Origin of the sequence: Leisingera aquaemixtae, from assembly GCF_001458395.1 — a bacterium.
Lineage (GTDB): Bacteria > Pseudomonadota > Alphaproteobacteria > Rhodobacterales > Rhodobacteraceae > Leisingera > Leisingera aquaemixtae.
This window is the reverse complement of sequence record NZ_CYSR01000027.1, coordinates 75,050-99,022: the sequence shown is the minus strand read 5'-3', so window position 1 is coordinate 99,022 and position 23,973 is coordinate 75,050. Positions and strand designations below refer to the sequence as shown.

The 23,973-nt window shown below is 68.1% G+C and carries 22 protein-coding genes; 11 read left to right on the top strand and 11 right to left on the bottom strand.

Annotated features, from left to right (window positions below; all coding sequences use genetic code 11):
- Positions 1-55: 55 nt before the first annotated feature.
- Both PHA8399_RS13155 and PHA8399_RS13150 read right to left on the bottom strand, forming a co-directional pair.
- Positions 56-544 (bottom strand): DUF2269 family protein, encoded by a 489-nt coding sequence (locus tag PHA8399_RS13155; RefSeq protein WP_058286594.1) that lies wholly within the window; start codon positions 542-544, stop codon positions 56-58.
- A gap of 1 nt (position 545) precedes the next feature.
- A complete protein-coding gene (locus PHA8399_RS13150; protein WP_058286593.1) occupies positions 546-1,853 on the bottom strand; it encodes an SDR family oxidoreductase in 1,308 nt (435 codons plus the stop codon).
- Positions 1,854-2,012: 159 nt separating this feature from the next.
- Between PHA8399_RS13150 and PHA8399_RS13145 the strand changes: the two genes are divergently transcribed.
- Positions 2,013-2,435: a group III truncated hemoglobin gene (locus PHA8399_RS13145; protein ID WP_058286592.1), complete on the top strand. Its 423-nt coding sequence runs from the start codon at positions 2,013-2,015 to the stop codon at positions 2,433-2,435.
- A gap of 107 nt (positions 2,436-2,542) precedes the next feature.
- On the opposite strand, the gene PHA8399_RS13140 is transcribed toward PHA8399_RS13145, so the two are convergent.
- The 3 genes from PHA8399_RS13140 to PHA8399_RS13130 are packed head-to-tail and all read right to left on the bottom strand — an operon-like array spanning position 2,543 to position 5,399.
- The gene (locus PHA8399_RS13140) at positions 2,543-3,535 is read right to left on the bottom strand and encodes a YcjF family protein (RefSeq protein WP_058286629.1); all 993 of its coding nucleotides are present in this window, start codon (positions 3,533-3,535) and stop codon (positions 2,543-2,545) included.
- Entirely contained in the window at positions 3,532-3,987 is a 456-nt protein-coding gene (locus PHA8399_RS13135) for a GNAT family N-acetyltransferase (RefSeq protein WP_058286591.1), read from the bottom strand. The genes PHA8399_RS13140 and PHA8399_RS13135 overlap by 4 nt, the downstream gene beginning before the upstream one ends.
- Entirely contained in the window at positions 3,984-5,399 is a 1,416-nt protein-coding gene (locus tag PHA8399_RS13130) for a YcjX family GTP-binding protein (RefSeq protein WP_058286590.1), read from the bottom strand. Before PHA8399_RS13130 ends, PHA8399_RS13135 begins: the two co-directional genes overlap by 4 nt.
- Positions 5,400-5,599: 200 nt before the next feature.
- Here PHA8399_RS13130 and truA point away from each other — a divergent pair, with 200 nt between their 5' ends.
- From truA to PHA8399_RS13115, 3 genes are all read left to right on the top strand, one after another.
- Entirely contained in the window at positions 5,600-6,367 is a 768-nt protein-coding gene (truA, locus tag PHA8399_RS13125; RefSeq protein ID WP_058286589.1) for a tRNA pseudouridine(38-40) synthase TruA, read from the top strand.
- A gap of 223 nt (positions 6,368-6,590) precedes the next feature.
- Positions 6,591-7,328: an NYN domain-containing protein gene (locus PHA8399_RS13120; RefSeq protein WP_058286588.1), complete on the top strand. Its 738-nt coding sequence runs from the start codon at positions 6,591-6,593 to the stop codon at positions 7,326-7,328.
- Positions 7,329-7,428: 100 nt separating this feature from the next.
- Positions 7,429-8,364, top strand: coding sequence for a 2-hydroxyacid dehydrogenase (locus PHA8399_RS13115; RefSeq protein WP_058286587.1), 936 nt, complete (start codon positions 7,429-7,431; stop codon positions 8,362-8,364).
- 113 nt (positions 8,365-8,477) lie between these two features.
- Here PHA8399_RS13115 and PHA8399_RS13110 read toward each other — a convergent pair whose 3' ends face one another.
- The 3 genes from PHA8399_RS13110 to PHA8399_RS13100 form a co-directional block, all read right to left on the bottom strand.
- Entirely contained in the window at positions 8,478-9,194 is a 717-nt protein-coding gene (locus tag PHA8399_RS13110; RefSeq protein WP_058286586.1) for a flavodoxin family protein, read from the bottom strand.
- A 138-nt stretch (positions 9,195-9,332) separates the two neighbouring features.
- Positions 9,333-9,692 (bottom strand): glycine cleavage system protein GcvH, encoded by a 360-nt coding sequence (gcvH, locus tag PHA8399_RS13105; RefSeq protein ID WP_058286628.1) that lies wholly within the window; start codon positions 9,690-9,692, stop codon positions 9,333-9,335.
- A gap of 199 nt (positions 9,693-9,891) precedes the next feature.
- A complete protein-coding gene (locus tag PHA8399_RS13100; protein ID WP_058286585.1) occupies positions 9,892-11,340 on the bottom strand; it encodes a glutamine synthetase family protein in 1,449 nt (482 codons plus the stop codon).
- A 215-nt stretch (positions 11,341-11,555) separates the two neighbouring features.
- On the opposite strand from PHA8399_RS13100, the gene PHA8399_RS13095 reads away from it, so the two are divergent.
- The 3 genes from PHA8399_RS13095 (at position 11,556) to PHA8399_RS13085 (ending at position 13,820) form a co-directional block, all read left to right on the top strand.
- Positions 11,556-12,332 carry an IclR family transcriptional regulator domain-containing protein gene (locus PHA8399_RS13095; protein ID WP_058286584.1) on the top strand — a complete coding sequence of 259 codons (777 nt, stop codon included), beginning with the start codon at positions 11,556-11,558 and terminating at the stop codon, positions 12,330-12,332.
- Positions 12,333-12,403: 71 nt separating this feature from the next.
- The gene (locus PHA8399_RS13090; RefSeq protein ID WP_244270222.1) at positions 12,404-12,715 is read left to right on the top strand and encodes a hypothetical protein; all 312 of its coding nucleotides are present in this window, start codon (positions 12,404-12,406) and stop codon (positions 12,713-12,715) included.
- A gap of 121 nt (positions 12,716-12,836) precedes the next feature.
- The gene (locus PHA8399_RS13085; RefSeq protein ID WP_208856309.1) at positions 12,837-13,820 is read left to right on the top strand and encodes a type I glyceraldehyde-3-phosphate dehydrogenase; all 984 of its coding nucleotides are present in this window, start codon (positions 12,837-12,839) and stop codon (positions 13,818-13,820) included.
- A gap of 23 nt (positions 13,821-13,843) precedes the next feature.
- Here PHA8399_RS13085 and PHA8399_RS13080 read toward each other — a convergent pair whose 3' ends face one another.
- Both PHA8399_RS13080 and PHA8399_RS13075 read right to left on the bottom strand, forming a co-directional pair.
- A complete protein-coding gene (locus tag PHA8399_RS13080) occupies positions 13,844-14,452 on the bottom strand; it encodes a hypothetical protein (protein WP_058286581.1) in 609 nt (202 codons plus the stop codon).
- 64 nt (positions 14,453-14,516) lie between these two features.
- Positions 14,517-14,783, bottom strand: coding sequence for a hypothetical protein (locus PHA8399_RS13075; RefSeq protein WP_244270221.1), 267 nt, complete (start codon positions 14,781-14,783; stop codon positions 14,517-14,519).
- Between the two features lie 564 nt (positions 14,784-15,347).
- Between PHA8399_RS13075 and PHA8399_RS13065 the strand changes: the two genes are divergently transcribed.
- The 4 genes from PHA8399_RS13065 to PHA8399_RS13050 all read left to right on the top strand — a co-directional run bounded on the left by PHA8399_RS13065 (position 15,348) and on the right by PHA8399_RS13050 (position 22,988).
- Positions 15,348-17,150, top strand: a complete 1,803-nt coding sequence (locus PHA8399_RS13065) for an autotransporter assembly complex protein TamA (protein ID WP_058286578.1) — start codon at positions 15,348-15,350, stop codon at positions 17,148-17,150.
- Positions 17,147-20,776 (top strand): translocation/assembly module TamB domain-containing protein, encoded by a 3,630-nt coding sequence (locus tag PHA8399_RS13060; RefSeq protein WP_082649545.1) that lies wholly within the window; start codon positions 17,147-17,149, stop codon positions 20,774-20,776. Before PHA8399_RS13065 ends, PHA8399_RS13060 begins: the two co-directional genes overlap by 4 nt.
- A 215-nt stretch (positions 20,777-20,991) precedes the next feature.
- Positions 20,992-22,041, top strand: coding sequence for a glycosyltransferase family 2 protein (locus PHA8399_RS13055; protein ID WP_244270220.1), 1,050 nt, complete (start codon positions 20,992-20,994; stop codon positions 22,039-22,041).
- Positions 22,038-22,988, top strand: a complete 951-nt coding sequence (locus PHA8399_RS13050; RefSeq protein WP_058286575.1) for a glycosyltransferase family A protein — start codon at positions 22,038-22,040, stop codon at positions 22,986-22,988. The genes PHA8399_RS13055 and PHA8399_RS13050 overlap by 4 nt, the downstream gene beginning before the upstream one ends.
- Before the next feature lie 137 nt (positions 22,989-23,125).
- On the opposite strand, the gene PHA8399_RS13045 is transcribed toward PHA8399_RS13050, so the two are convergent.
- Positions 23,126-23,878, bottom strand: coding sequence for a WecB/TagA/CpsF family glycosyltransferase (locus tag PHA8399_RS13045; RefSeq protein ID WP_058286574.1), 753 nt, complete (start codon positions 23,876-23,878; stop codon positions 23,126-23,128).
- Positions 23,879-23,973: the final 95 nt, after the last annotated feature.

Genomic DNA, 23,973 nt, shown 5'->3' with positions numbered 1-23,973 from the left:
GGCAGATGCGCCGCAGTTTGGTGAGGATGGCAGCGGGCGGAGGCACCCGCCCTGCTCAGCGCGCCAGCCAGACGCCCAGATCAGGCCGCGCCAGCATCAGCCAGAGGATTGCCAGCACCGCGGCAAAGGCGGGAATGCCGCAGGCAAACCAGATGGCGAACAGGCGATGGTAACGCGCGGGCAGCGCCTGACCCGCCTCCGCCGCCGCCCGCGCCAGGTCGCGCAGCCGCAGCTGGATCCAGACCACCGGCAGCCAGAACGCCCCGGTCAGCACATAAAGCCCCAGCGACAGCGCCAGCCAGCCTTCGCCGAGCGGCCAGCCCAGCCGCCAGGCCAGCAGCCCGCCAGTGACCGGCTGAGCGATGACCGCCGTGGCGGTGAACAACAAGTCCGCCAGCACCACCACAGAAGCCGTATGGGCAACAAGCACCGCGTCTTTTGTGCGGTGCGCCATCAGCATGAAGAAGGCGATACCGGCGCCGGTGCCCAAAAGCACGCAGGCACCGGTCACATGCAGCCAGCGAAGCACAAGGTCTAGGTCCATTTCAGCGCTCCTGCAGCAGTTGATGGGTGATCAGCGCCAGCAGAACCCCCGGCACCACCTTGACCAGCGGCCCCAGCGGGTCGGCCCACATCTGCGGCGTGACCGCGGTGGCCGCGGCCAGATAGAACAGGGAGACCGCCGCCATGCCTAGGCAAGCGCGTGCCGCCCAAGGCCGCCAGAGGATTGCCAGCCCCAAGGCAATGTCAGCCAGCGACCAGAACACAACGCTGGTTTTGGCCAGCAGGCCGCTCCAGCCGGCATCCGTCAGCACGTTTGCCGCAGCCTCCAGCTGCCACAATCCGATCAGCCCCGAGGCCAGCCAGAACACGCTCAGCACGGCGGCAGCGATTGGCATAACAAGGGCCATCCGCGCGTCCAAGCGCTGGGCACGCCCCGAAGGCAGCGCGTGACAGAGTTTGTTCAGCGGCGCCACCCCCTGCCCCGTGGCAGCCCGGTACGCGGCAGGATCGCCGCGCACGCCGCTCTGGATTTCGGCAATTGCGGTCGTGCGCAGCGGCGAACGCCAGCCCAGGCGCCCCAAAGCATCGGCACACCCCGCCACCGGCGGCAGCAGCCACGACGGGAACCGCACCGTCATCCGGGCAGGCGGGAACCCCAGCCAAGCGCGCGTCACTGCCAGGACCTCCTCCAGAGTGTGCGGCTGATCCTCCACCAGATCATAGGTGCCTTGCGGCAGGCCGCCCTTCAGTGCGGCAACCACCGCCGCCGCCAGATCCGCCATTCCGATGCATTGCACCGGCGCCTCGGCCAACGCCACGGGCTGCACCAGCGGCACGGCCGCCAGCATCCGCAGCAGCCTTGTGCCGCCATAGGCGTCCTGCCCGATCACCAGTCCCGGCTTCAGGATCCACACAGCTGCGCCGGAGGCCCGCAAGGCCGCGTCGCCCCGTCCCTTGCTGCGCATGAACTCCGTCCCGGCCTCAGGCCTCGCGCCTGCTGCCGACACTTGCACAACCGGGATACCACGCGCCGCGCAGGCCGCACCCAGCGCCGCGATGGCGGTATGGTGCACGGCCTCCAGCTCTCCCGGCGCCATGTCCTGCAGGACGCCTGCGCAGTTCACTACGCCATCCACCCCCTGCAGCAGAGGCGCCCAGTCCTCAGCCCGCAGAAGCTGCAGCAGGTCGCCCTTCACAAACGGCACACCCGGCAATACCCGCGCCGCCTGCGCGGCGCTGCGGCCCAGACCGGCAACATCGAACCCGGCGGCTCGCACGGCCCGGACCACCTCGGCACCGATAAACCCGTAGGCGCCCAGAACCAGCAGCCGCATAGTGTTCCCCGCCATCAATGAATGCCTTTTTGAAATAATCTCCCGCTCACCATAACGGCAGGATCCTCAGGCACCAGCGGTGCCGCGAACGAGCGCTGCGGCAGATGCGCCTTCCCCCTTCCGCTGGTCCCGGCTTCGGCATATCTAGCGGGCAAAAGCAGGCCGGAGCACACAATGACCGACACCGAAACGCAAAACCCGCTGGCGCGGTTTGAGATCACTGCTGAGGAAATCTCCCGGGTGGTCGCAGTGTTCTACGCCCGCGTGCGCACGCACGATGTGCTGGGGCCGGTCTTTGCCGCGCATGTCTCCAACTGGCCGGAGCATGAGGAGAAGATCGCAAACTTCTGGCGCAATGCGATCCTGCGCGAGCGCAGCTACAGCGGCAATCCGATGCGGGTGCATGTCAGCCGCCCCGACGTGAAGGCGGAGCATTTCCCGCTGTGGCTGGGCCTGTTCCACGAGGTGCTGCGGGCCGAGCTGCCAGCGCAGACCGCGCTGCAATGGGGGGCCCTGGCCGACCGCATCGGCGAGGGCTTCCGCACCGGTATCGTGGCGATGCGCCAGCCCAAGGACCAGCCGCCGAAACTGTTCTGACCCCGCCCCACCGCAGCGCTCCCGCACCTGCCGGCGGTCTGGCTGCGCCAGCCCGCATCAGCAGCCTTGGGCGCGGCTCATGCTGCGCATGAGCCTGGGCGCGCGCATTACTTGTCTCTGGAGAACAGGCCGGTCAGCGCCCGCTGCACCACTTTGCGGGTGCTGGGCTTGCGCCGGTCCGAAAACGGCATCGGGCGGCAGACCTCCATCGCGGCGATGCCGACCCGTGCCGACAGCGCGCCGTTCACCAGCCCCTCGCCGAAGCGGCGGGAGAGCTTGGAAAGCACCGAGCCGCCCAGCACCGGCTCCAATAGATCATCGCCCGCCGCCACCGCGCCGGTTGCAGCCAGATGCGCCAGCACCGCGCGGGTCAGCCGCCAGGAGCTGAAAACTCCAGGCCGGCCGCCGTAGATCCCGGCGACCCGGCGGATCATCCGCAGCGAGGAGACCAGCGCCGTCAGGATATCCGCCAGCGCCATCGGCACGATCGCCGTCACCGTGGCGACCTGCCGGGCGGCGGCCTCCACTTCCCGCAGGGCCAGGGCGTCGAGCGGCACCAGCAGCTCCTCCTCCGCCAGCAGCAACAGGGCGTCGCCATCCATGATGTCCGCCTTGCGCTCTGCCAGCCGGGCCTGGTGCCAGCTGAGATCCTCGCGGTCCTTGTAAAACCCCTCCAGCCGGCTGGAGAAGGCGCGGGCCGCGGTCAGGTCAGAGACCTCTGCCGCCTGGTGCCGCAAGGTATCGACCCGGCGCAGCCGCGACAGCGCCGCCAGCTCGCGCAAGCCCATCGCAAGCGCGAGCAGCACCAGAACCGCCAGACCGGTGCTGACCGCCCAGCCCAGCACCGGCACCCGGGCGATCAGCCCGGCGGCAAAATCCCAGGCCGCGACCGAGGCCATGGCGCCAACCACCGCAACCAGCAGCGCCCAGAACCAGCGTGCCAGCCGCGACGGCTTGCGGGCGGCAATCCGGGCCGCCTGTTCCATTGCCGGCGGCGGCGGAAGCCCCGGCGCCGCAGGCTCCGGCACCGGCGGGGCGTCCGCAACCGGCGGCGCCCCGGCCTCTTCCTCCAGATCGAACAGAACCGGCTTCTTGCTCATGCTGCCGCCTCCCGGATGGCGCGCCATTCATAGGCGATGTCGGGCAGGCCTTCCTCATTGCCCGCCCCGCCGCCGCGGCCGGTCTCGGCAAAGCCCTCGCGCCGGTAAAACTTCTGCGCACGCGTGTTGGCGGCAAACGTGCGCAGGATCAGCCGCGGCGCGGCCGCCTTGGCCGCGTCCAAGAGCGCCTTGCCCGCGCCCTGCCCGCAGGCGCCGGGCGCGAGATAGAGCGCGCAGACCTCGGCCCCGTCGCGGGCCAGAAAACCCAGCACACCACCCTGGCGCTCCGCCACGGTGACCCAGCCGCGGTCGATCATCGTGCCGCAGAAGGAGATCGCCTCTGCCCAAGTATAAAGCTTGGGCATCCAATCCGTATCCTTTTGGAAACGGTATAGAATATCGCCGGCTGCCCCGGCATCCAGAGGAACGGCAGGTCGCAGGCAGAGCGTCACAGGGCATCTCCGATCAGGAATTCGGCGGCGCGATCGAGGCGGATATGCGGCGGGCCGCTGCCATGTTTGAGGGTCAGCGGTGCGGGCGCAAAGGCCATCGCCTGATAATCCCCCTCCAGCCAGCGCGCGGCGCCTTGGCGGGCAGGCGTGAGCAATTGCGCCGGGTCTTCGGGCAGCGCGCCGGGATAATAGGCCGCCTGCTTGCCGGTCTCCAGCAAGGTGCCGCGGACGCAGGGCAACTCAGTGCCGTTGTGGAGGCGCATCTCCTCGGTGGTGGTGCGCAGCGAGGCCATGGCCAGCGCCGCGGTGTGCGCCCCGGCAAAGCGGGCGCGGTCCTGCGCCTCGCGGGTCAGCGCCTCGATGATGGCGGTCATGCGGCCGTGCTGAGCGTGGTGCAGATGGTCGGCCTTGGTGGCGGCGAACAGGATCTTTTCCACCCGCTTGCCGCCCAAGAGCCGGGTCAGGAAACGGTTGCGGCCCGGTTTGAAGGCGCTGAGGATATCCGCCATCGCGTGGCGCAGATCCTCCACCGCCTGCGGGCCGGAGTGGATGGCGGAGAGCGCATCGACCAGCACCACCTGGCGGTCAATCCGGGCAAAATGGTCGCGGAAAAAGGGTTTGACGACTTTGGACTTATAGGCCTCATACCGCCGCTCCATCTCCCGCCAGAGGCTGCCGCGGGGGGCGCCGGCTTCCGGCGGCAGCGGCGCGAAGGTCAGCACCGGCGAGCCCTCCAGGTCGCCCGGCAGCAGGAAGCGGCCCGGGGTGCAATCGTAAAAGCCGGCGGCGCGGGCGGCGTGCAGGTAGCCGGTGAATGCGGCGGCAAGGGCCTGGGCCTGCGGCTCGTCATGTGCCCCGGCGGGGGCCGCTTTGGCTTTCTCCGCCAGGAAGTGTTCCGCCTGCGGGCGTGCGGCGATGCGGGAGAGGACATCCGAGGACCACTCGGCATAGCTCTTGTCCAGCAGCGCCAGGTCCAGCAGCCATTCGCCCGGGTAGTCGACGATATCCAGATGCAGTGTGCGCAGCCCCTGCAGGCCGGACAGAAGGCCGGCGGGCCGCACCTTCAGGCTGAGACGCAGCTCTGACACCGCGCGGGTGCTGTCCGGCCAATGGGGTGACGGCCCGGTCAACGCCGCGAGGTGGGACTCAAAATCGAAGCGCGGCACGGTGTCGTCGGGCTGCGGCTGCAGAAAGGCGGCCTCGACCCGCCCCTCGCGCGCGGCGTTCAGCTGCAGCATCCGGCCCCGGTCCATCAGATTGGCAACCAGAGAGGTGATGAACACCGTCTTTCCGGAGCGCGCCAGCCCGGTGACCCCCAGCCGCAAAGGCCGGTCAAACAACGCCGAGGAGAGGCCGCTGGTCACGCTCTCCACCCCGCTCATCACCCCGTCTGCAAGGGAGGTTATCACCAAGGCCCTGATCCTGCTCTGTTCTTGCTGCTGACAAGATAGGCAGCATGGTTTGAGGATACCAGCCGCTGCCGCTGAATGCGGTTGAGTTCCCGCCTTGCTGGTGCCGGTGGTCCACAACGGGGCGTCGTGCCTTAAGCAGGACGGAGCATCTCCGCACGCAGGGCTTGCCCCGGCCCGGCCCTGTTGCTAGTTGCGCGGCCATGCCGCGCTTTGCTTTGAAAGTCGAATACCACGGGAAGCCTTTTGCCGGCTGGCAAAGGCAGAAGGATCTGCCGTCCGTGCAGGGCGCAATCGAGGCTGCGCTGGCGCGGCTGGAACCGGGGGAACACACCATCGCCGCCGCCGGGCGCACCGATACCGGCGTGCATGCGCTGGGACAGGTGGCCCATTGCGATATGGCCAAGGACTGGGACCCGTTCCGCCTGTCGGAGGCGCTTAATTACCACCTGAAGCCCGATCCGGTCGCCATCGTGGACTGTGCCCGGGTGGACGATGACTGGCACGCGCGGTTCTCCGCGGTGGAGCGGCAGTATCTGTTCCGCATCCTGATCCGCCGCGCGCCGGCCACTCATGACGCCGGGCAGGTCTGGCAGCTAAGCCATGACTTGGACGCGGACGCCATGCAGGAAGCGGCCAAATATCTGATCGGAAACCACGATTTCACCACTTTCCGCTCGTCGATCTGCCAGTCGGCAAGCCCGGTCAAGACGCTGGACCAGCTGACGGTGGAGCGGGTGCAGGGTTTCTCCGGCCCGGAGATCCATTTCCACGTCCGCGCCCGCAGCTTCCTGCACAATCAGGTCAGGAGCTTTGTCGGCACGCTGGAGCGGGTTGGCGCCGGCGCCTGGGAGCCGGCGGATGTGAAGACCGCGCTGGAGGCCCGCGACCGCGCCGCCTGCGGGCCGGTCTGCCCTGGCCACGGGCTGTATCTGGCGCGGGTGAGCTACCCGGAAGACCTCTTCGCCTGAGATCAAAGCGCGGCAGAACCCCCGCGGCACAGCCTGTGCACCTCCCGTACACCCCCTGTGCACCTCCCGGCACACGCGGCCGGGGGCCGCCCCCCCCCGCAAGCCGCTCTTGCATCCTGGCAGCCGCGGCCCATACTCGACCCGGACATTCCGGCACCAGGCAACGGCAGGCAAATGCGCTGCCGCCCTGCCCCACTCAGATTTGCAAAAGGCATAACCCGCAATGGCAAACACCACAAAACCGCCGCTTCTGGCCGTCCTGATCGACGCCGACAATATCTCGGCCAAATATGCGGAGGCGATGTTCGAGGAGATCGCCTCCTTCGGCGAAGCCAGCATCCGGCGCATCTACGGCGATTTTGCCGGTGGCAGCCCGCAGGGCTGGAACAAGGAGAAGCTGGCGGCGCTGGCAATTGTCCCTCATCAGCAGTTTGCCAATACCACTGGCAAGAACGCCTCTGACATCGCGCTGGTGATCGACGCGATGGACATCCTGCATTCGGGCCGCTTTGACGGCTTTGTGCTGATCTCCTCGGACAGCGATTTCACCCGGCTGGCCAGCCGTATCCGCGAACAGGGGCTGGATGTCTACGGCATGGGGATGCGCAAGACGCCCGCGGCCTTTGTCAAAGCCTGCAAGCGGTTCATCTATGTGGAGAACCTGCTGGAGGACCCGGGCAAGAGCAAGCCCAAGCCGAAGAAAGCGGAAGAGACCAAAGATGACGCGCCGGCAGAGCTGGTGGATCCGACCAAACTGGTGGTGCGGGCGATGGATGCGATCGACCAGGACGACGAGTGGTTCACCCTGGGCCAGATCGGCCAGTACATCACCGCCGCCTCGCCGGATTTCGACACCCGCAGCTATGGCAAGCGCAAGCTGAGCGACCTGATCGCCTCGCTCAAGCTGTTCGAAACCAAACGCGGCGAGGGCAACCAGATCCTGGTGCGGCGGCTGGACTGACGCCCTAAAACCGGCAGCGGCGGGCAAATCCGGTGCTCGCTTTGCCCCGGACCGAAGCCTGACCCGGCACAATCACGCATGCGGCAAGCAGGAGGCCCCGATGGCAGTTCTGATCAGCATCGGCCACGACGGCTGGTACACCGAAGACCAGTTGGCTGAGGAGCTGCGGGCGGTTGACCCCGGTGCCGACATCCGCCCCCTGTCTGCCCCCGGCAATCTGGAGGAAGTCACGATGCTGGCGGTCTCAGCGCTGAAGGGCGACCTGCCGGCACGGCTGCCGAACCTACAGCTGGTGCAGAAACTGGGGGCCGGGGTGGAGACCATCGTGGCGCATCCCGGCCTGGCGCCGCATGTGCGCATCGCGCGGCTGAAACCGCAGGAACCCGCGCAGGAGATTGCCGAATACTGCCTGGGCTATGTGCTGCGCGGCCAGCGCAACATGGCGGCGCATGCGGCGGCGCAGGCCCGCTGCGCTTGGCAGCCGCTGGCACCGAAGCGCCCGGCGGACACCACCGTCGGGGTGCTGGGGCTGGGCCACATCGGCGGCAGGACGGCGCGGCTGATGCGGGACATGCGGTTCCGGGTGCTGGGCTGGAGCCGCTCGCCCAAGGAGATCGAGGGCGTCGGCTGCCGCCACGGCGAAGCGGCGCTGACGCAGCTGCTGAGCGAATGCGATTATGTCTGTTCGATCCTGCCCTCGACCCCCGCCACCCGCGGGCTGATGAATGCGGAAAAGCTTGCCGCGATGAAGCCGGGTGCCACGCTGATCAATGCCGGCCGCGGCGATCTGGTAGATGAACCGGCGCTGCTGGCAGCGCTGAACGCGGGCACGCCCGGTCAGGCGGTGCTGGATGTGGTCCGCCAGGAGCCGCTGCACGCGGACAGCCCGCTGTGGACGCACCCGCGCGTCACCATCACCCCGCATGTGTCAGGCTGGCATCTGGGCGGCGCACTGCGGGACGTGGTGGAGAATTACCGCCGCCTGCACGCAGGCGAGCCGCTGCTGCATGAGGTGGACCGTCAGCGCGGTTATTGAGCGGCAACGCCCCCTGCTTCTTCTGGCTAAAAATATCCCCGCCGGAGGCACCGCCTTGTTTCCTCAAGGAAACAAGGCGGAATCCCGCGCCAGCCCCGGACGCGACCGTCCGTCTATGAGCGGTAATCGGGGTTCTCATAGTCGAACCGGCAGCCCGCCGACCAGGCGTTGCGGTCGTTGCCCTCGTTCGGGTAGCCGCCCGCATCGCGCAGCATGGCGGCCAGATGCATCAGGTTCCAGGTCATGATGGTTGTGTTGCGCTGGGTGAACTCGTTCTCGAAGCCCGCAGGCTTGCCCTCCACCTCGTCGCCGTAAGACGGCCCTGGCCCGGCCTCTCCGATCCAGCCGCAATCGGCCTGCGGCGGGATGGTGAATCCCAGGTGGCTGAGCGCATAGCAGATCGTCATCGCGGTGTGCTTGATGCCGTCCTCGTTGCCGGTGATGACAGTGCCGCCCGTCTTGCCATAGAAGATCGACTGCCCCTTATCGTTCAGTTCGCCGCTCATGCCATAGAGCCGCTCGATCAGGACGCGGCAGACAGAGCTTTCCTCGCCCAGCCAGAGCGGGGTGCCGATCACCAGGATCTGCGCCGCCTTCACCTTTTCCCAGATCCTGGGCCAGTCGTCGCGGTCCCAGCCCTGTCCGGTCATGTCCGGGTAGACGCCGGGCGGCACCTGGTGATCCAGCATGTGCAGATGCTCCACCGCGACACCGTTCTTTTCCATGATGGCGGAGGACGCCCCCATCAGCAGGCGGGTGTGGCTTTTGCTGCCGTCCTTTTTCAGCGATGTGTTGATGAAAAGGGCTTTGAGCCCTGAAAATCCGGTCATTGCGCACCTCCTGCCGGGCATGGGTGTTTTGGCGATGACCGGATAGTAGCCCGCAACCGGCAGGTGCATAGGGGGCTGGCGGGATCGTGATCACCGCCGCCCGCACCCTGCTGCGGTGGCCGCAGCAGGCGGGAGATATCAGGAGATGAAGTCCTTGTAGCCGGCTTCATCCATGTAATCGTCCATCGGCGACAGGTCCGAGGGCTTGATCTTGAAGAACCAGGCCGCGCCTTCGGGGTCGTCGTTCACCTTGCCGGGGTCGTCAGCCAGGGACTCGTTCACCTCGACGATCTCGCCGTCGAGCGGGGCGAGGATGTCGGACGCCGCCTTGACCGATTCAATCACCACGATCTCGTCGTCCTTGGAGACTTCGGTGCCCGGCTCCGGCAGCTCGACATAGACCACTTCGCCCAGCTGTTCGGCGGCGTGGGCGGTGATGCCGACGGTGATCAGGTCGTCCTCGGGCAGCAGCCACTCGTGTTCCTCGGTGTATTTCATGGGGGTTTTATCCTTCGAAGAGGCGTGGGGTTTGAATGGGTTGAGGCTGCCGGAAATGGCGCCGCGGATGGTAAAGGCCGGCGCGGCCGGCCCCTGCATACGCGGGTATACGCTATCAATGGGCGGGGCTGGCGATCAAGACGGCAAAGCCGCATTGAATAGGAATTTTTACGCATCGCCCGGCGGCCCGCGCGGCGCCTCAGAACAGGTTGAAATACTCCGCCTGCTCCCACTCGCTGACGGTGTCCAGATAGCGCTCCCACTCGAACTGCTTGAGCTGCAGCAGGTAATCCGCGGTGTCCGCCCCCAGCGCCTCGCGGCACAAGGTTGAGCCTGCGAAGCCCTCCAGCGCCTGGCCGAGCGAGCGCGGCAGGCGCGCGGCCTCCTCGCTGTAGGGCGACAGGGTGGGTTTCGGGGCCTCCAACCCCTCTCGGATCCCGGCAGCGCCCGCGATGATCTGGGCGGCGAGCGCGTAATAGGGGTTGGCGGAACTATCGGGGGCGCGGTTCTCGATCCGGCTGGCCGCATCGCCCGGCTGCATCAGCGCGCGCAGCATGGCGCCGCGGTTATCCACGCCCCAGCCGATCCGGCTGGGGGCCAGCTGGAACGGCAGATACCGCTTGTAGCTGTTCACCGTGGGCGCGATCAGCAGCGAGGTCTCAGCCGCGTATTTCAACAGGCCCGCCATCCAGCCGCTGGCAGGCGGGGTCAGCATCCCGGCGGCTTCGGGCATGAACAGGTTGCGCCCCATGGCCAGATCCTGCAGCGACTGGTGGACGTGCCAGCCGTTGGCCATGGCACCCGCCAGCCGCGGCTTGGCCATGAAGCTGGCGTGCAGGCCTTTGCGGGCGCAGACCTCCTTGACCATGGTGCGGAACATCACCATCGCATCCGCCTGCGCCATGGCGCTGTCGGGGGCAAAGGTGAATTCGACCTGGCTGGGGCCCATCTCGATTTCCACGGACCGCACCGGCAGGCCCAGTTTCTGGGCGTTGCGGCGCAACAGGTCCAGGATGCCCTCGACCTCGCCGTAGCGGGTTTCGGTGAGGTACTGATAGCCTTGCGTCAGGTTGCGAGTCTGCACCGGGACGCCGGGGCGGCCTGCCTGCTCGTGGGCGGCAGATGGGTCCGCCAGTTCCAAGATGTGAAACTCCACCTCCAGCCCGAAGGTGGCCGCCATCCCCTGCCCCGCCAGCCGGTCCACCGCATGCTGCAGCACGCTGCAGGAGGCAAAGGGGATCCGCTGGCCATCCGGGTAGACCGGCGCGCAGAAAATCCAGGCGGAATGGCCGGACCAGGGCAGCGCGCGGAAGGTGTCCGGGCGCGGCACCAGCAGCACGTCGCCCGCCCCCTGCATCGGCCCGGCCAGCCCGGTGCCGCCCTCCCACACCGGAAAGGCATTGCGGTGGGAGGTGTCCTTGAGCAGCAGGGTTGCGGGCACGTTGAGGCCGCGTTCGAAAACGCTGGTAAAGGCTTCTGCCATCACTGTCTTGCCGCGCAACAGCCCGTGCTGGTCCGGGAACAGCACCCGCACCGTCTCGATCCCGTCGAACTGCGCGCGGGAGGTGATCTCTGCCGCCTTGCGGCAGTCCTCTGCGCTGAGCAGTCCCAGGCGGGCCAGTTTGCCGGATGTGAAATCTTGTGCCATGGGCGGCCTCTTGGCGAGTGAGCTGATTGAAATTGCACCGGAACTGCCCCCAGCGTCCAGTCCGTGGCCAGGTTTCCCGGTAACCCGTTGCGTAATCCGGATATTACGGAGGTTTTGCGGCTTGACAGAGTTCAGCAGGCGAACATTGTGTGCAGCATTCGCACAGACCCGCCGGAACCGGCGGCAGCATTTCAAGAACAGGTTGGGCGGCGCAGATGACAGCGGTGGAACAGGACAGGAATATTTCGTCGAGCTTTGCCAAGGGGCTGGCGGTTCTCGCGGTGTTTGATGCGGCCGCCCCCAGCATGACTCTGGCCGAGATCGCCCGGCGCACCGGGCAGGACCGCGCCACTGCCCGGCGCGGCGCGCTGACGCTGGTGCAGGCGGGCTATCTGCGCCAGGACGGGCGGATGCTGTCCCTGACGCCGCGGGTGCTGGCGCTGGCGGGCGGCTTCCTTCAGGCCAACCAGTTCGGCCGCCGGGTGCAGCCGGTGCTGAACCGCCATGCGCGGCAGATGGAGATCGAGGTGACGCTGGCGATGCTGGACCAGGGCCGGGTGCTGCTGCTGGCGCAATCCACAGTCGATCATGGCCACATCACCTATGGCTTCACCGCCGGTTCGCATATCCCGCTGGCCCATACCAGCCTGGGGCGGATGCTGCTGGCCGGGCTGCCGGAGGAGGAGGCGGCGGCGGTGCTGGCAGAAACTGGGATCCCCTGCCACACCAGCCAGTCGCTGACCGATCCTGCCGCCATTCTGGAGCGGGTCGCCCAAGCCCGCGAACAGGGCTACTGCCTGACCGACAGCGAGTTCGAGGCCGGAATCACCGGCTATGCGGTGCCGGTGTCGCGCCCGGGCCAGACGCCGATCGTGGCGGGCTGCTCCGCCCCGCGCGGGCGGCAGCCGCAAGCCGATGCCGAGCGGCTGTTGCGCGGGCTGCAGCTGTGCGCGGCAGAGCTGCGCCAGGCTGAGGCGGTGGACCACCTGTAAGGCGCGTCTTGCTTTGTGCCGGGGCGGCGCTAGGCTGGGCGCAGGCATTTCCCCGCAGGAGCATTTCGATGATGAAACAGACTGCACTGGCGGCGGCCCTGTGCGCCGCGCTTGCGCCCGCCGTATCCGCAAAAGGCGTGGAAGGCATCAAGGTCAGCGTTCTGGGCCGCGACTGGCTGGTGGTGCCGGTCGAGGGCACAGCGGGCCGCTACAGCGCCACGCGGATGAACCTGGAACACTTGGCCTTCCGCCCGCCTGCGGTGCTGACCGCCCGGCAGGCGGTGCGGGCCATGCAGGCGGCCACTGGCTGCAGCGTCAATCTGGATACGATGGTGCGCACGATCACCGGCATCTATTACGCGCAGGTCATCTGCCGCAAATAGAAGCGCCTTTGACGGTTGTGAGGTTTTGCGGTCTTTTTCTGAAACATCCTCTTGGGAAATGTGATCATTTTCCCGGGGGCCATGGATTGAGCGGCCCAAGCGCGCCTGCCATAGATTGCCCATGAAACTTGCTATCAACGGATTCGGCCGCATCGGCCGCGCCATCCTGCGCCAGATTCTGACCACATCGCGCGGAGACGGCATCGAGGTGGTGCGGATCAACGATATCGCGCCCTTGGACATGTGCGCCTATTTGTTCCAGTACGACAGCACCTTCGGCCCCTTTGCCCATCCGGTGGAGCATGGCGGCGGCGCGCTGCAGGTAATGGGCCGCAGCATTCCGGTGAGCCATGAGCCCGACCTGACCAAGGTCGGCCTGAGCGGCGTCGACCTGGTGCTGGAGTGCACCGGCATCGCCCGCACCTCCGACGTGGCGGAGCGCGGGCTGAAGGCGGGGGCTGGCAAGGTGCTGATCTCCGGCCCCTCACCCGCGGCTGAGCTGACCATGGTTCTGGGCGCCAACGAGGAGACACTGGGCGACGCCCGGATCGTCTCCAACGCCTCCTGCACCACCAATGCGCTGACGCCGCTGGTCAAGCTGCTGGACGAGATTGCCGGCATCGACACCGCGCATATGACCACGATCCACTGCTACACCAACTCGCAGCCGATGGTGGACGCGCCGCGGGGCGATTTCGCCCGCTCGCGCGGCGGCGCGCAGTCGATGGTGCCGACGACGACCTCGGCGATGCATCTGATCGACGAGGTGCTGCCGCATCTGAAGGGCCGTGTCAGCGGCGCCGCGGTGCGGGTGCCGACGGCCAGCGTGTCGGCGGTGGATCTGGTGGCGCAGCTGAAGACCCCGATGAGCGAGGCAGAGTTCACCGCCGCCCTGCGCGAAGGGGTGGCGGCCTCGCAGGTGATGGGCTGGACCGATATGCCGCTGGTGTCCTCCGACCTGCGGGCGCGGACCGAGTCGCTGGTGATTGCCGGGCCGGAAACCCGCATGGCCGGGACCGCCCAGGTGCGGGTGTTCGGCTGGTATGACAATGAATGGGGCTTTTCCGCCCGGATGCTGGACGCGGCCCGGCTGATGGCCGGCTGACAGCCGCCCGCCGTTGGTGGCGGCTATCCCTGCGGGCTTCGCCCCTGTCCTGCCAGCCGCAGCCAGCGGAAAATCAGCATCAGGGCAAACATGCAGACCGCAAGGCCGATCAGGTCGCCCACTGCGTAAACCGTCATCACCGGCAGCTGGTCGTCGGGGAAAATCAGGCCTGAGAACACCACCGTCTGCCCCAGCGAGTTGATCACCGACGCCAGCCCGCCGATGGCCAGCAGCCCGGTCCAGGCAATCCGCCGCGACTGGCCGGCATACAGATCCCAGCCGAACAGCCAGGCGATCTCGAAGGCCGCGAACACCGAGAAGGCCCCGACGCCGATGGATTGCAGCAAGACCGGCTCCATCAGTTCCCGCACGCCGGACGTGGTGAACAGCAGCTCCGACAGCAGCGCGCCCGCGGCGAGCGGCAGCACGGCTTTCCAGCCGAACAGCCAGATGCACAGCACCCGCACCCCGTGCGGCAGGTAGGCCAGACTGGCGAAAACGGTGATTTCCGGCAGAAACAGGTTCTGCACAGGTGTGACCACCAAGGCGGTCAGGCCGTGGCAGATGACATAGACAGCGGTGATCACCGCAAACCCCTGTACCGAGGACAGCAACTGGTAAAATCGACTCATGCCGCCCGTTTATCCAGAGGACGCAGAAGCTGCAATCACATGCAGCGCCGCCGGCGGCAAACCATCACTGGGCAGAGGGATCGAAGCGCACCACGTAATGCTTGGCCCGGCTGCCGCCGGCCCGCTCCAGCAGACCCATGCTCAGCAGTGATTTCAGCGTGCGGTGATAGGTGGCCTGGGCAATCCCCTGCACCAGCCGGTGGCTGCGAATCTGGTCGGATTGCACCGCGGCGCCCGGCGCGCTGGTCAGCGCATGGGCCGCCAGCAGCACGTCCCGCTCCGCCGGGCTGAGCCGGTCCAGCCCGATATCGCGCTCCATCTGAAACAGCATGTCGCGCAGTTCAAAAACTGATTTCAAAGCATCCAATACTGTTACCCCTTGAAAACTCAACCTTCTGGTTCAGCACAGGCCCTGCTGGAGCAGGGCGAAATGATACCACATTAAATTATCAGAGTGACAATTATATGGACAGCCATAATCAAGATGGTATCATTTCAGACAGGCTAGCTGCATGTGAGTGGTGGCTGTGCCTGCGTTACCCGATGTAGTTTTTGTTAATCAGTGCCAGCTCCGGCAGGGCCACCTGCCGGAGCTGAACCGAATAGTACAGTTTTAATTCCGCTTTCCAATCTCCTTTACGGTCATTTTTCCGGCATTCGCGCCAAAGCGGCGAAAAAATGTCCTTGCCGGACGCCTCTTTCCCGCGGCTGCCGGGGCCGCAGCCCCTCTCCGCCGTCCGGATGCGCGGCAATCCGCCGCTGCCGGAGGCAGGCGGAATGCCGCTGCTTTGCCAGTTCCATCGCGTAAATTTCCCGTGCTAGGCTCAGCGCTGACGCCTGCCGCCCTGCCGGGCCGCACGGCCGGATTTTTTTACGCCCGCCACCGGGAGCAAACATGAATTTTCCATTCCGCCCGCGCCTGACCGCGCGCGCCTTTGCCTTCAGTTTCCTGACCCTGCTGCCGCCTGCCGCCTTTGGCGCCGACGCCACGCTGCAGGCCCCCGGGGCCAATGCCGGTCTTGCGGACCGGCTGCGCGGCGCCTCGGCCTCCGTTGCGGCCAGCGGCGAAACCAATGTGCAGGAGATTCTGGCGGCGGCGCTGTCGGACTACCGGACGCTGGTGCAGGTGCTTTATGACGCGGGCCATTTCGCGCCGGTGGTCAATATCCGCCTGGACGGGCGCGAGGCGGCGCTGATCCAGCCGCTGAACCCGCCGCAAAGCGTCCGCACGGTGGAGATCACCGTCCAGCCCGGCCCGCGGTTTGCCTTCGGCAAGGCGGAGCTGTCGCCGCTGCCGCGGCAGAGTGACGTGGAGTTTCCCGAGGAATACGCTCCCGGCCAGCCCGCCAGCACCGGCGCGATCCGGGATGCGGCAGTTGCAGGGGTGCGGGCCTGGCGGCGCAGCGGCCATGCCAAGGCCGCGGTGGCAGAGCAGAGGATCACCGCCAATCACCTGCAGGCGCGCCTGGATGCCCAGCTGCGGCTGGCCCCCGGCCCGCGCCTGCGTTTCGGCCGGATGGCCGTGACCGGCGACACAAGGGTGCGCGAGGAGGCTATCCGCAGTATCGCGGGCTTTCCGGCGGGGGAGGCGTTCCACCCCGACCTGATTGCCAAATCCGCCAGCCGGCTGCGCCGCACCGGCACCTTTTCCAGCGTGGTGCTGCGGGAGGCAGAGCAGCCGAACCCGGACGGCACCCTCGATTACACCGCGGTGGTCGAGGACCTGCCGCCGCGCCGCCTCACTTTCGGGGCCGAGATCAGCTCCTCCGACGGGGTGGAGCTGTCGGGCAGCTGGATGCACCGCAACCTGTTCGGGGCTGCGGAAAAGCTGCGGATCGAGGCGCGGCTGAGCGGCATTGGCAGCAGCAACGACATCGACGGGCGCGTGGCAGTGCGGCTGGACCGGCCCGCGGCGCTGGGGCCGGATGACCTGATCTTCTACCTCGCCGAGGCCGAACAGCTGGACGAGGAGCATTACAAGGCCACCCAGGTGTTCGGCGCGGCCGGGGTGCGGCGCACCTTCTCCGACAAGTTCTTTGCCGAGGCTGCGCTGGGGGTGTCTTCGATCCTGGCCGAGGACGTGTTCGGCCAGCGCCGGTTCAAATACATCGCGGGCCGCCTGCGCGCGGAATACGACGAGCGCGACAGCCGGGTGAACCCGGCCAGCGGCTATTACCTGCAAGGCACGGCGACGCCCTTCATCGGCTTTGGCGGCAGCAAGTCCGGGCTGCAGATCGAAGCGGACGGGCGCGCCTATTACGGCTTGGGCGCGGACGACCGGATCGTGCTGGCCGGGCGGCTGCAGCTGGGCTCGGTCGCCGGCCCGTCGCTGAGCGAGATCTCCCCCACCCTGCTGTTCTTCTCCGGCGGTGCGGGCACGGTGCGCGGGCATGAGTTCCAGTCGCTGGGCGTGCCGGTTGCCGGCGGCACCGCCGGCGGGCGCAGCTTTGCGGCGCTGTCGGGCGAAGTGCGGGGAAAGGTCACCGAAACAATTTCCCTGGTCGGCTTCTACGACATCGGTTTTGTCGATGCGGACAGTTTTGTGTCGGGATCGTCCGCGCGCCATGCCGGCGCCGGCATCGGGGTGCGGTATGATGTGGCGGGGATCGGGCCGATCCGGCTTGACCTTGCCTATCCGGTGGACGGCGGGTCCGAGGACGGGCTGCAATTTTATATCGGGATAGGACAGGCGTTTTGAAACAGATACTTGCCTATAGCCTGGCCATGGGCCTCGCGGCGGCGCCGCTGGCGGCGCAGGACACTCCGGAAGAAGACGCGGGCGGGCTGCTGGTCGATTTCCTGGAGGACACGCTGTCAGGCGACAGCCGCTATATCAGCGTCAGCGGGCTGCAGGGGGCGTTTTCCTCTGAGGCCACAATCCAGAAGATCACGGTGGCTGACGAGAAAGGCATCTGGCTGACCATCGAAGGCGCCGCGCTGGACTGGAACCGGCTGGACCTGCTGCGCGGGCGGTTCTCGGTCAATGAGCTGTCGGCGGAGCGCATCGCGGTGGAGCGCGCGCCCGAGCCGCTGCCGCCGGACCCGGAACTGCCGGAGGCGGCGGCCACGCCCTTCTCGCTGCCGGAGCTGCCGGTGGCGATCGAGCTGGGCCTGATCAAGGCGGAGCGGATCGAACTGGGCGCGGCCCTGGCCGGCACCGAAGCCAGCCTCAGGGTTGAGGGATCGCTGCGGCTGGCAGACGGCGCGCTCGACACCAAGCTGGAGGCGGTACGGCTGGACAAGCCCGGCGACCACCTGCGGCTGGAGGCGGGATATGCCGATGAAACCCAGCAGATCACCCTGGATCTGACCGCGGATGAGGCTGCGGGCGGGCTGATCTCGCGCAGCCTCAACCTGCCGGGCAGCCCCGACCTGCAGCTGACCGCCAAGGGCAGCGGGCCGGTGACGGATTTCACCGCTGACATCAGCTTCAGCGCCAACGGCGCGGAGCGGCTGGCGGGCCAGGTGGTGCTGGCGGCCCAGCCCCTGCCCGCGGATGCGGCGCCGGAGACGCCGCGCGGCATCCGCTTTTCCGCCAATCTGGGCGGCAATATCGACGTGCTGCTGCCGCCGGTGCACCGGCCCTTCTTCGGCCCCGGCCTGCGGCTCAACGTGAAAGGCATCCGTGAAGGCAGCGGCGCGCTGGCGCTGGACACGCTGGTTCTGCGCACCCGGGCGCTGCAGGTGAGCGGCGACGCAGCGCTGGCGGCGGGCGGCCGGCTGGACACCGCCAATCTGAAGGCTGCCATCACCCCGCCGCCGGGCCAGGCCGCGGTCACCCTGCCCGTGGGCGGCGGCCAGACCACGCTGGCGGCGGCGGATCTGCAGCTGCGGAAACGGACGGACGGCAACTGGACCCTGGACGGGGTTCTGCACCAGCTGAGCCATCCCGCCGCGCTGGTGGATCAGGCAGAGGTCACCGGCCGCGGCACGCTGGATCAAAGCAGCGGCCTTGCGCTGGAAGGGCGGCTGTCGGCCGCGCTCAGCGGGTTGCAGCCGCGCGACCCGGCGCTGGCCAAAGCCACCGGCAGCGACATCCGCTTTGAGGGCACCCTCAGCACCGAAGGCCCCGGTGCGCTGCGGATCACCGAAATGGAACTGCGCGGCACCGATTACCAGGCAGCGGGTGATGTGACCCTGGACGGGCTGGAAGAGGGGCTGAAAATCACCGCGGACCTGACCGCGGAGGCCTCGGAGCTGGCGCGCTTCTCGGAGCTGGCCGGACGGCCCCTGGGCGGCGCGGTGCGGGCGGACGTCCAGGGTTCCTTCACGCCGCTGTCCGGCGCCTTTGACACCGATCTGGACCTCACCGCCGAGAACCTCTCTGCCGGAATTGCCAAGGCGGATGAGCTGCTGGCGGGCACCACCACCGTGGCGCTCAAGGCGTCGCGGGACGAGATCGGCATCACCGTCGACACATTCGAGCTGAAGGGCAGCGCGCTGGCCGCTTCCGCTGCGGGCACGCTGAACAATGACAGCGGCCAGATGAAGATCAGCGCCCGGCTGACCCGGGTGGAGGTGCTGCTGCCGCAGGCCCCCGGCACGCTGGAGCTGGCCACCACCCTCACCCGAACCGGCAGGCGGTTTGATGGCGTGGCAGAGCTGACCGGGCCGCATTCCTCCAGCGCCCGGCTGGACGGGTCTGTCACTTTGGAGGGCGACGCCGATTTCGACTTTGCCGCCGCCTTTAATGAGCTGGAGCGGTTCGTGCCCGAACTGGCGGGCCGGCTGACCGCCGAAGGCACCGCGGAGCGGCGCAACGGGGAATGGCAGATCGCCGCCACCGCGGATGGCCCGGCGGAGCTTGCGGTCAAGGCCGAGGGCCGCTTTGCCGAAAGCAATGGCGACACCGATCTGCGGTTTGACGCCGTCATCGGGCGGCTGCAGCAGCTGGTGCCGGATCTGGCCGGGCGGCTGGCCGCCAAGGGCACCGCCGCCCGCCGCGACGGCACCTGGACGGTCGACAGCACCGCCAGCGGCCCCGCCGGCATCGACAGCCGCATTGCGGGCAGCTGGAACGAGGCCGAGGGCACCGCGGATGTGACCGCCAAGGGCACCCTGCGGCTGGAGGGGATGAACCCGTTCATTTCTCCCAACCTGCTGCAGGGGCCTGCGAATTTCGATTTGGCCATGCGGGGGGAGCCGGCGCTGGACTCCTTGAGTGGCACCGTGTCGGTCCCCGGCGCCTCGCTGGCGATCCCGGCGGCGGCGCAGCGGCTGGATGACATCAATGCCACCGTCTCCTTTGCCCGTTCCAGCGCGCAGGTGCAGGCCTCGGCCCGCGGCCGCGACGGCGGCACCCTGCAGATCAGCGGCCCGGTGGCGATGCGCCCCCCCTTCAGCAGCAATCTGCAGATTGCCATCGGCGATCTGGTCGTGACCGACAACCTGTCTTACGAGACCCTGCTGAACGGCAACCTCACCTTGTCCGGCGCAATGGCGGGCGACAAGCGGATCGGCGGCCGGATCAATGTGGGCGAGACCAATATCAACCTCAACACCGCCGGCGGCTCGGTCTCGTCGGCGCCAATCCCGCCGATCAGCCATGTGGGGGCACCGCGCGATGTGCGCCAGACCCTGGCGCGGGCGGGGCTGACGGGCAACAATGGCGGCGGCGGGGGCGGCTCAGCCAGAACCGAACTGGACATCCTGATCAGCGCCCCCTCGCGGGTCTTTGCCCGCGGCCGCGGCCTGCGCGCAGAGCTGGGCGGCGAAATCCGCCTGCGCGGCACCACCGCGCGGCTGTCGCCCTCCGGCCAGATCAGCCTGATCCGCGGCACCTTCGACATCCTGGGCCGGCGGCTGGAGCTGGATGAGGGGCGGATCACCCTACTGGGCGATCTGAAACCCTATCTGGAGTTCAAATCCACCGCCGCCACCGGCGAGGGCACCGCCACGCTGGAGATCTCCGGCCGGGTCGATGCTCCGGAGATCAAGGTGACGTCGGAGCCGCCGCGCCCGTCGGAGGAGGCGCTGGCGCTCTTGCTGTTCGGCGACAATATTGAGGATATCTCGCCCCTGGCGCTGGCCCGGCTGGCCGGCTCCGCGCTGACGCTCAGCGGGCGCGGCGGCGGGGCGCAAAGCAAGGTGCGGCAGGCCACCGGCGCCGACACGGTCGATATCGGCGCCGACAATCTGGGCGCTGGCCAGCTGGGCCTTGGCGGCTATGTGGCGGAGAACGTCTATACCGATTTCAACGTCAACACCCGCGGCGACAGCGAGCTGAGCATCAATCTGGATGTGACCAAAAGCCTGACGGTGCAAGGCACGGTGGACAGCGAAGGCGAGACCGGGTTCGGCCTGTTCTTCAAACGCGACTATTGACGGCGGCGGCCTGGCCGCGGACAGGGCGCACCGCCGTCCGGTCCGCGCCGCCGGGCCGCCATCCGCCGAGGGCCTGTTTGCGGCCATCTGCCGCCCCTGGGACTGCAGCAATCCCGCCGCAATTGCAGTTGAGCCGGCAGGCAGCGCTTGCAGCCGCCGGCGGAACCTTGCAGGTTGACAGCGACAGTCCCGGCAGGCGCAAAACGGAGCCCCGCGTGCACAAATCATTCGGCCACAGGCTGGCGGCCCGCGCTGGGAGGATGGCGCAAGACGCCCTGCACCGCGCAAGCCTGCACAGGTCGCTGCAGCATCTGCACGGCCCCGCCCGCCGGTTTGCCGCCCCGCAGGAGGCGGTGCTGATCGCGCTGGTGCGGGACGGGGCCTATTACCTCGACATGTTTTTTGAGCATTACCGGCGGCTTGGCGTCTCCTGCTTTGTCTTCATCGACAATGGCTCGACGGATGGCACGGTAGAGCGCATCCGGCAGGAGCCGGGCACCGCGGTGCTGCGCTCTGCCCTGCCCTGGCTGGAGTTTGAGAACACTTTCCGCGCCTATGCCGCCAGCCGGTATGGCCAGGACCGCTGGTGTCTGTTTGCCGACATGGACGAACTGCTCGAATTCGAGGGCAGCGGCACCGCCGGGCTGCCCGGGCTGACCGCCTATCTGACAGAGCAGGGTTACACCGCCATGCACGCGCAGATGCTGGAGATGTTCCCCAAGGGCCCGCTGGCGGCGGCCCGCGGGCTGTCCTATGCCGGCGCGGTAAAGGCCTTCCGCTATTGCGACATCAGCACGGTGCAGGCGCTGGATTACGCCGCCGCGGAGACCGGGCTGGCCTATTACCTGCGCCAGAACAGCCTGCCGCCGGGCGGGGCACGGATACTGTTCGGCGGGGTCCGCGGCAAGGTCTTCGGCGAGCGCTGCTGCCTCAGCAAGCACCCGCTGGTGTTCAACGGCCCCGGCGTGCAGGCGGCTGTGCATCCGCATGTCTCTGCCGGGGTGGCGGTGGCGGACGTCGAGGGGCTGATCCGCCACTACAAGTTCGCCGGCGACAGCCTGGCACGCGATCTGCAGACCCGGGCCGAGGCGGTCTCCGAACATGGCGAGGACAGGCTGCGCAGCGACGCAATGCAGGCGCAGCCGGAGCTGAGCCTGTGGTCCGATGCGGCCTTGGAAGACGCAAGCATCGCCGGTCTGCAGCGCCTGGGCTTCCTGCGCCGCGCGCCGGAGTACAGCGCCCACCTTGCCGGAGACGGCGCATGAGTGCGGCGTCCATCGGCGCGGTGGTGATCGGCCGCAACGAAGGCGCGCGGCTGATCCGCTGCCTGCGCTCCCTGCAAGGGCAGGTGCAGCAGCTGATCTACGTGGACAGCGGCTCAAGTGATGGCTCGGCGGAAGCGGCGCGGGGCCTGGGCGCTGAGGTCGTGGATCTGGACCTCAGCCGCCCCTTCACCGCCGCCCGCGCCCGCAATGCCGGTCTGGCCGCCCTGAGGAGCGGGATCGAGCTGGTGCAATTCGTGGACGGCGACTGCGAGGTGGACCCGGGCTGGATCCCAGCCGCGGCGGCGTTCCTGCAAACCCGCCCCCGGGCCGCGGCGGCCTGCGGGCGGCGGCGGGAGCGGTTTCCGCAGGCGTCGGTCTATAACCGGCTGTGCGACGCCGAATGGGACACCCCCGTTGGCGAGGCCGCGGCCTGCGGCGGCGATGCGCTGATGCGGGTGGCGGCGGTCTATACCGCGGGCGGCTACCGCGAGAGCCTGATTGCCGGCGAGGAGCCGGAACTGTGCCTGCGGCTGCGGCGGGCGGGCTGGCAGATCTGGCGGCTGGACGCTGAGATGACGCTGCATGACGCGCAGATGCTGCGCTTTGGCCAGTGGTGGAACCGCAGCCGCCGCGCAGGCCACGCCTTTGCCGAGGGGGCTGCGCTGCATGGCGCGGGACCGGAGCGCCATTGGCGCACCGAGACCCGCCGCGCGCTCACCTGGGGCGCGGCGCTGCCCGCCGCCATCGCGGCCGCCGGGCTGGTCTCCCCGCCCCTGCTGCTGGCGGCGCTGATCTACCCGGTCCAGGTCCTGCGCCTGTCCCGCCGCATGGGCTATGAACGGGCGCTGTTTTCGGTACTGGGCAAATTTGCCGAAGCCTCCGGCGCGCTGGAATACCACTGGCGGCGGCGGCGCGGCACGGCGCGCGGCATTCTGGAGTACAAGTAGCATTGCCGGGGGCTTTGCCCCTCTTGGCCTTCCGGCCAATTCACCCCAGGATATTTGCAGCCAGATGAATAACGGATCCGGTCTTCATCTGGCTGCAAATATCCCGGAGCGCGAGGCAGAGCCTCGCATCAGGCTGCTCAACGGGTCCGGATCCGCCAGGCTTTGAGCATCTGGGCAGGCAGGATGGCCAGGCATCTGGCATAGCGCGGCAGCAGCCGGGTCGGGCTGGACAGCGCCCGCCACAGCCACTCCATCGCGATCGCCCGCACCCAGGCAGGGGCGCGCTTCTGATGGCCGCCGAGGAAATCCAGCCCGGCGCCGATGCTGGCAAAGCCGGTGCGCGGCGCCAGCCGGCGGCCGCGCTGCGCCAGGCGCTCCTGCTTGGGGGCACCCAGCGCCAGGAAACACAGGCCCACGCCTGTCTCATCCAGCCGGTGCAGGATCCGGTCGGCCTCCTCGCCCTCCGGGTCGAACCGGCCTGAGGGGGCGTGGCACCAGGCGATATCCAGCCCCGGCACTTCGGCGGCCAGCGCCTCCGCGGCGTCTGCCAGCGCCTCTTCGGTGCTGCCGGCCAGCGCCACCGGCACCCCGGCCCCGGCCGCCAGGCGGCACAGCGGCAGCACCAGATCCGAGCCCGGCATCAGCTCCACCGGGCGGCCCGCAAGCCGCGACAGCCAGACAATCGGGCGCCCGTCCGCCACCACCAGATCCTGCGCCTGATAGGCAGCCAGGAACTCCGGCGACTGCGCCAGTTTGACCAAGTGGTCCAAGTTGACCGTAGCCAGGGCAAAGCCCTGACGCGCCTTGAACCGCGCCCGGATCTCCGCCTCCAGTAGCGCCCGGCGGGGCATGTTCACCGCCACCCGGCGGCCGTTGAAATCGAAATACACTGCATCCCCAGGTCTTAGACAATTCCCTGATACATCCGGCATCCGCGTCAGGCCAGCGCAGCCCGCCGGCCCCTGCCGCCAGCGTGGCTTCGCTG

What these genes read in the sequence shown, in the direction of transcription:
- PHA8399_RS13155 (WP_058286594.1), bottom strand. Translation starts at nt 544, where the DNA reads ATGGACCTAGACCTTGTGCTTCGCTGGCTGCATGTGACCGGTGCCTGC.
- PHA8399_RS13150 (WP_058286593.1), bottom strand. Translation starts at nt 1,853, where the DNA reads ATGGCGGGGAACACTATGCGGCTGCTGGTTCTGGGCGCCTACGGGTTT.
- PHA8399_RS13145 (WP_058286592.1), top strand. Translation starts at nt 2,013, where the DNA reads ATGACCGACACCGAAACGCAAAACCCGCTGGCGCGGTTTGAGATCACT.
- PHA8399_RS13140 (WP_058286629.1), bottom strand. Translation starts at nt 3,535, where the DNA reads ATGAGCAAGAAGCCGGTTCTGTTCGATCTGGAGGAAGAGGCCGGGGCG.
- truA (WP_058286589.1), top strand. Translation starts at nt 5,600, where the DNA reads ATGCCGCGCTTTGCTTTGAAAGTCGAATACCACGGGAAGCCTTTTGCC.
- PHA8399_RS13120 (WP_058286588.1), top strand. Translation starts at nt 6,591, where the DNA reads ATGGCAAACACCACAAAACCGCCGCTTCTGGCCGTCCTGATCGACGCC.
- PHA8399_RS13115 (WP_058286587.1), top strand. Translation starts at nt 7,429, where the DNA reads ATGGCAGTTCTGATCAGCATCGGCCACGACGGCTGGTACACCGAAGAC.
- PHA8399_RS13110 (WP_058286586.1), bottom strand. Translation starts at nt 9,194, where the DNA reads ATGACCGGATTTTCAGGGCTCAAAGCCCTTTTCATCAACACATCGCTG.
- gcvH (WP_058286628.1), bottom strand. Translation starts at nt 9,692, where the DNA reads ATGAAATACACCGAGGAACACGAGTGGCTGCTGCCCGAGGACGACCTG.
- PHA8399_RS13100 (WP_058286585.1), bottom strand. Translation starts at nt 11,340, where the DNA reads ATGGCACAAGATTTCACATCCGGCAAACTGGCCCGCCTGGGACTGCTC.
- PHA8399_RS13095 (WP_058286584.1), top strand. Translation starts at nt 11,556, where the DNA reads ATGACAGCGGTGGAACAGGACAGGAATATTTCGTCGAGCTTTGCCAAG.
- PHA8399_RS13090 (WP_244270222.1), top strand. Translation starts at nt 12,404, where the DNA reads ATGAAACAGACTGCACTGGCGGCGGCCCTGTGCGCCGCGCTTGCGCCC.
- PHA8399_RS13085 (WP_208856309.1), top strand. Translation starts at nt 12,837, where the DNA reads ATGAAACTTGCTATCAACGGATTCGGCCGCATCGGCCGCGCCATCCTG.
- PHA8399_RS13080 (WP_058286581.1), bottom strand. Translation starts at nt 14,452, where the DNA reads ATGAGTCGATTTTACCAGTTGCTGTCCTCGGTACAGGGGTTTGCGGTG.
- PHA8399_RS13075 (WP_244270221.1), bottom strand. Translation starts at nt 14,783, where the DNA reads ATGCTGTTTCAGATGGAGCGCGATATCGGGCTGGACCGGCTCAGCCCG.
- PHA8399_RS13065 (WP_058286578.1), top strand. Translation starts at nt 15,348, where the DNA reads ATGAATTTTCCATTCCGCCCGCGCCTGACCGCGCGCGCCTTTGCCTTC.
- PHA8399_RS13050 (WP_058286575.1), top strand. Translation starts at nt 22,038, where the DNA reads ATGAGTGCGGCGTCCATCGGCGCGGTGGTGATCGGCCGCAACGAAGGC.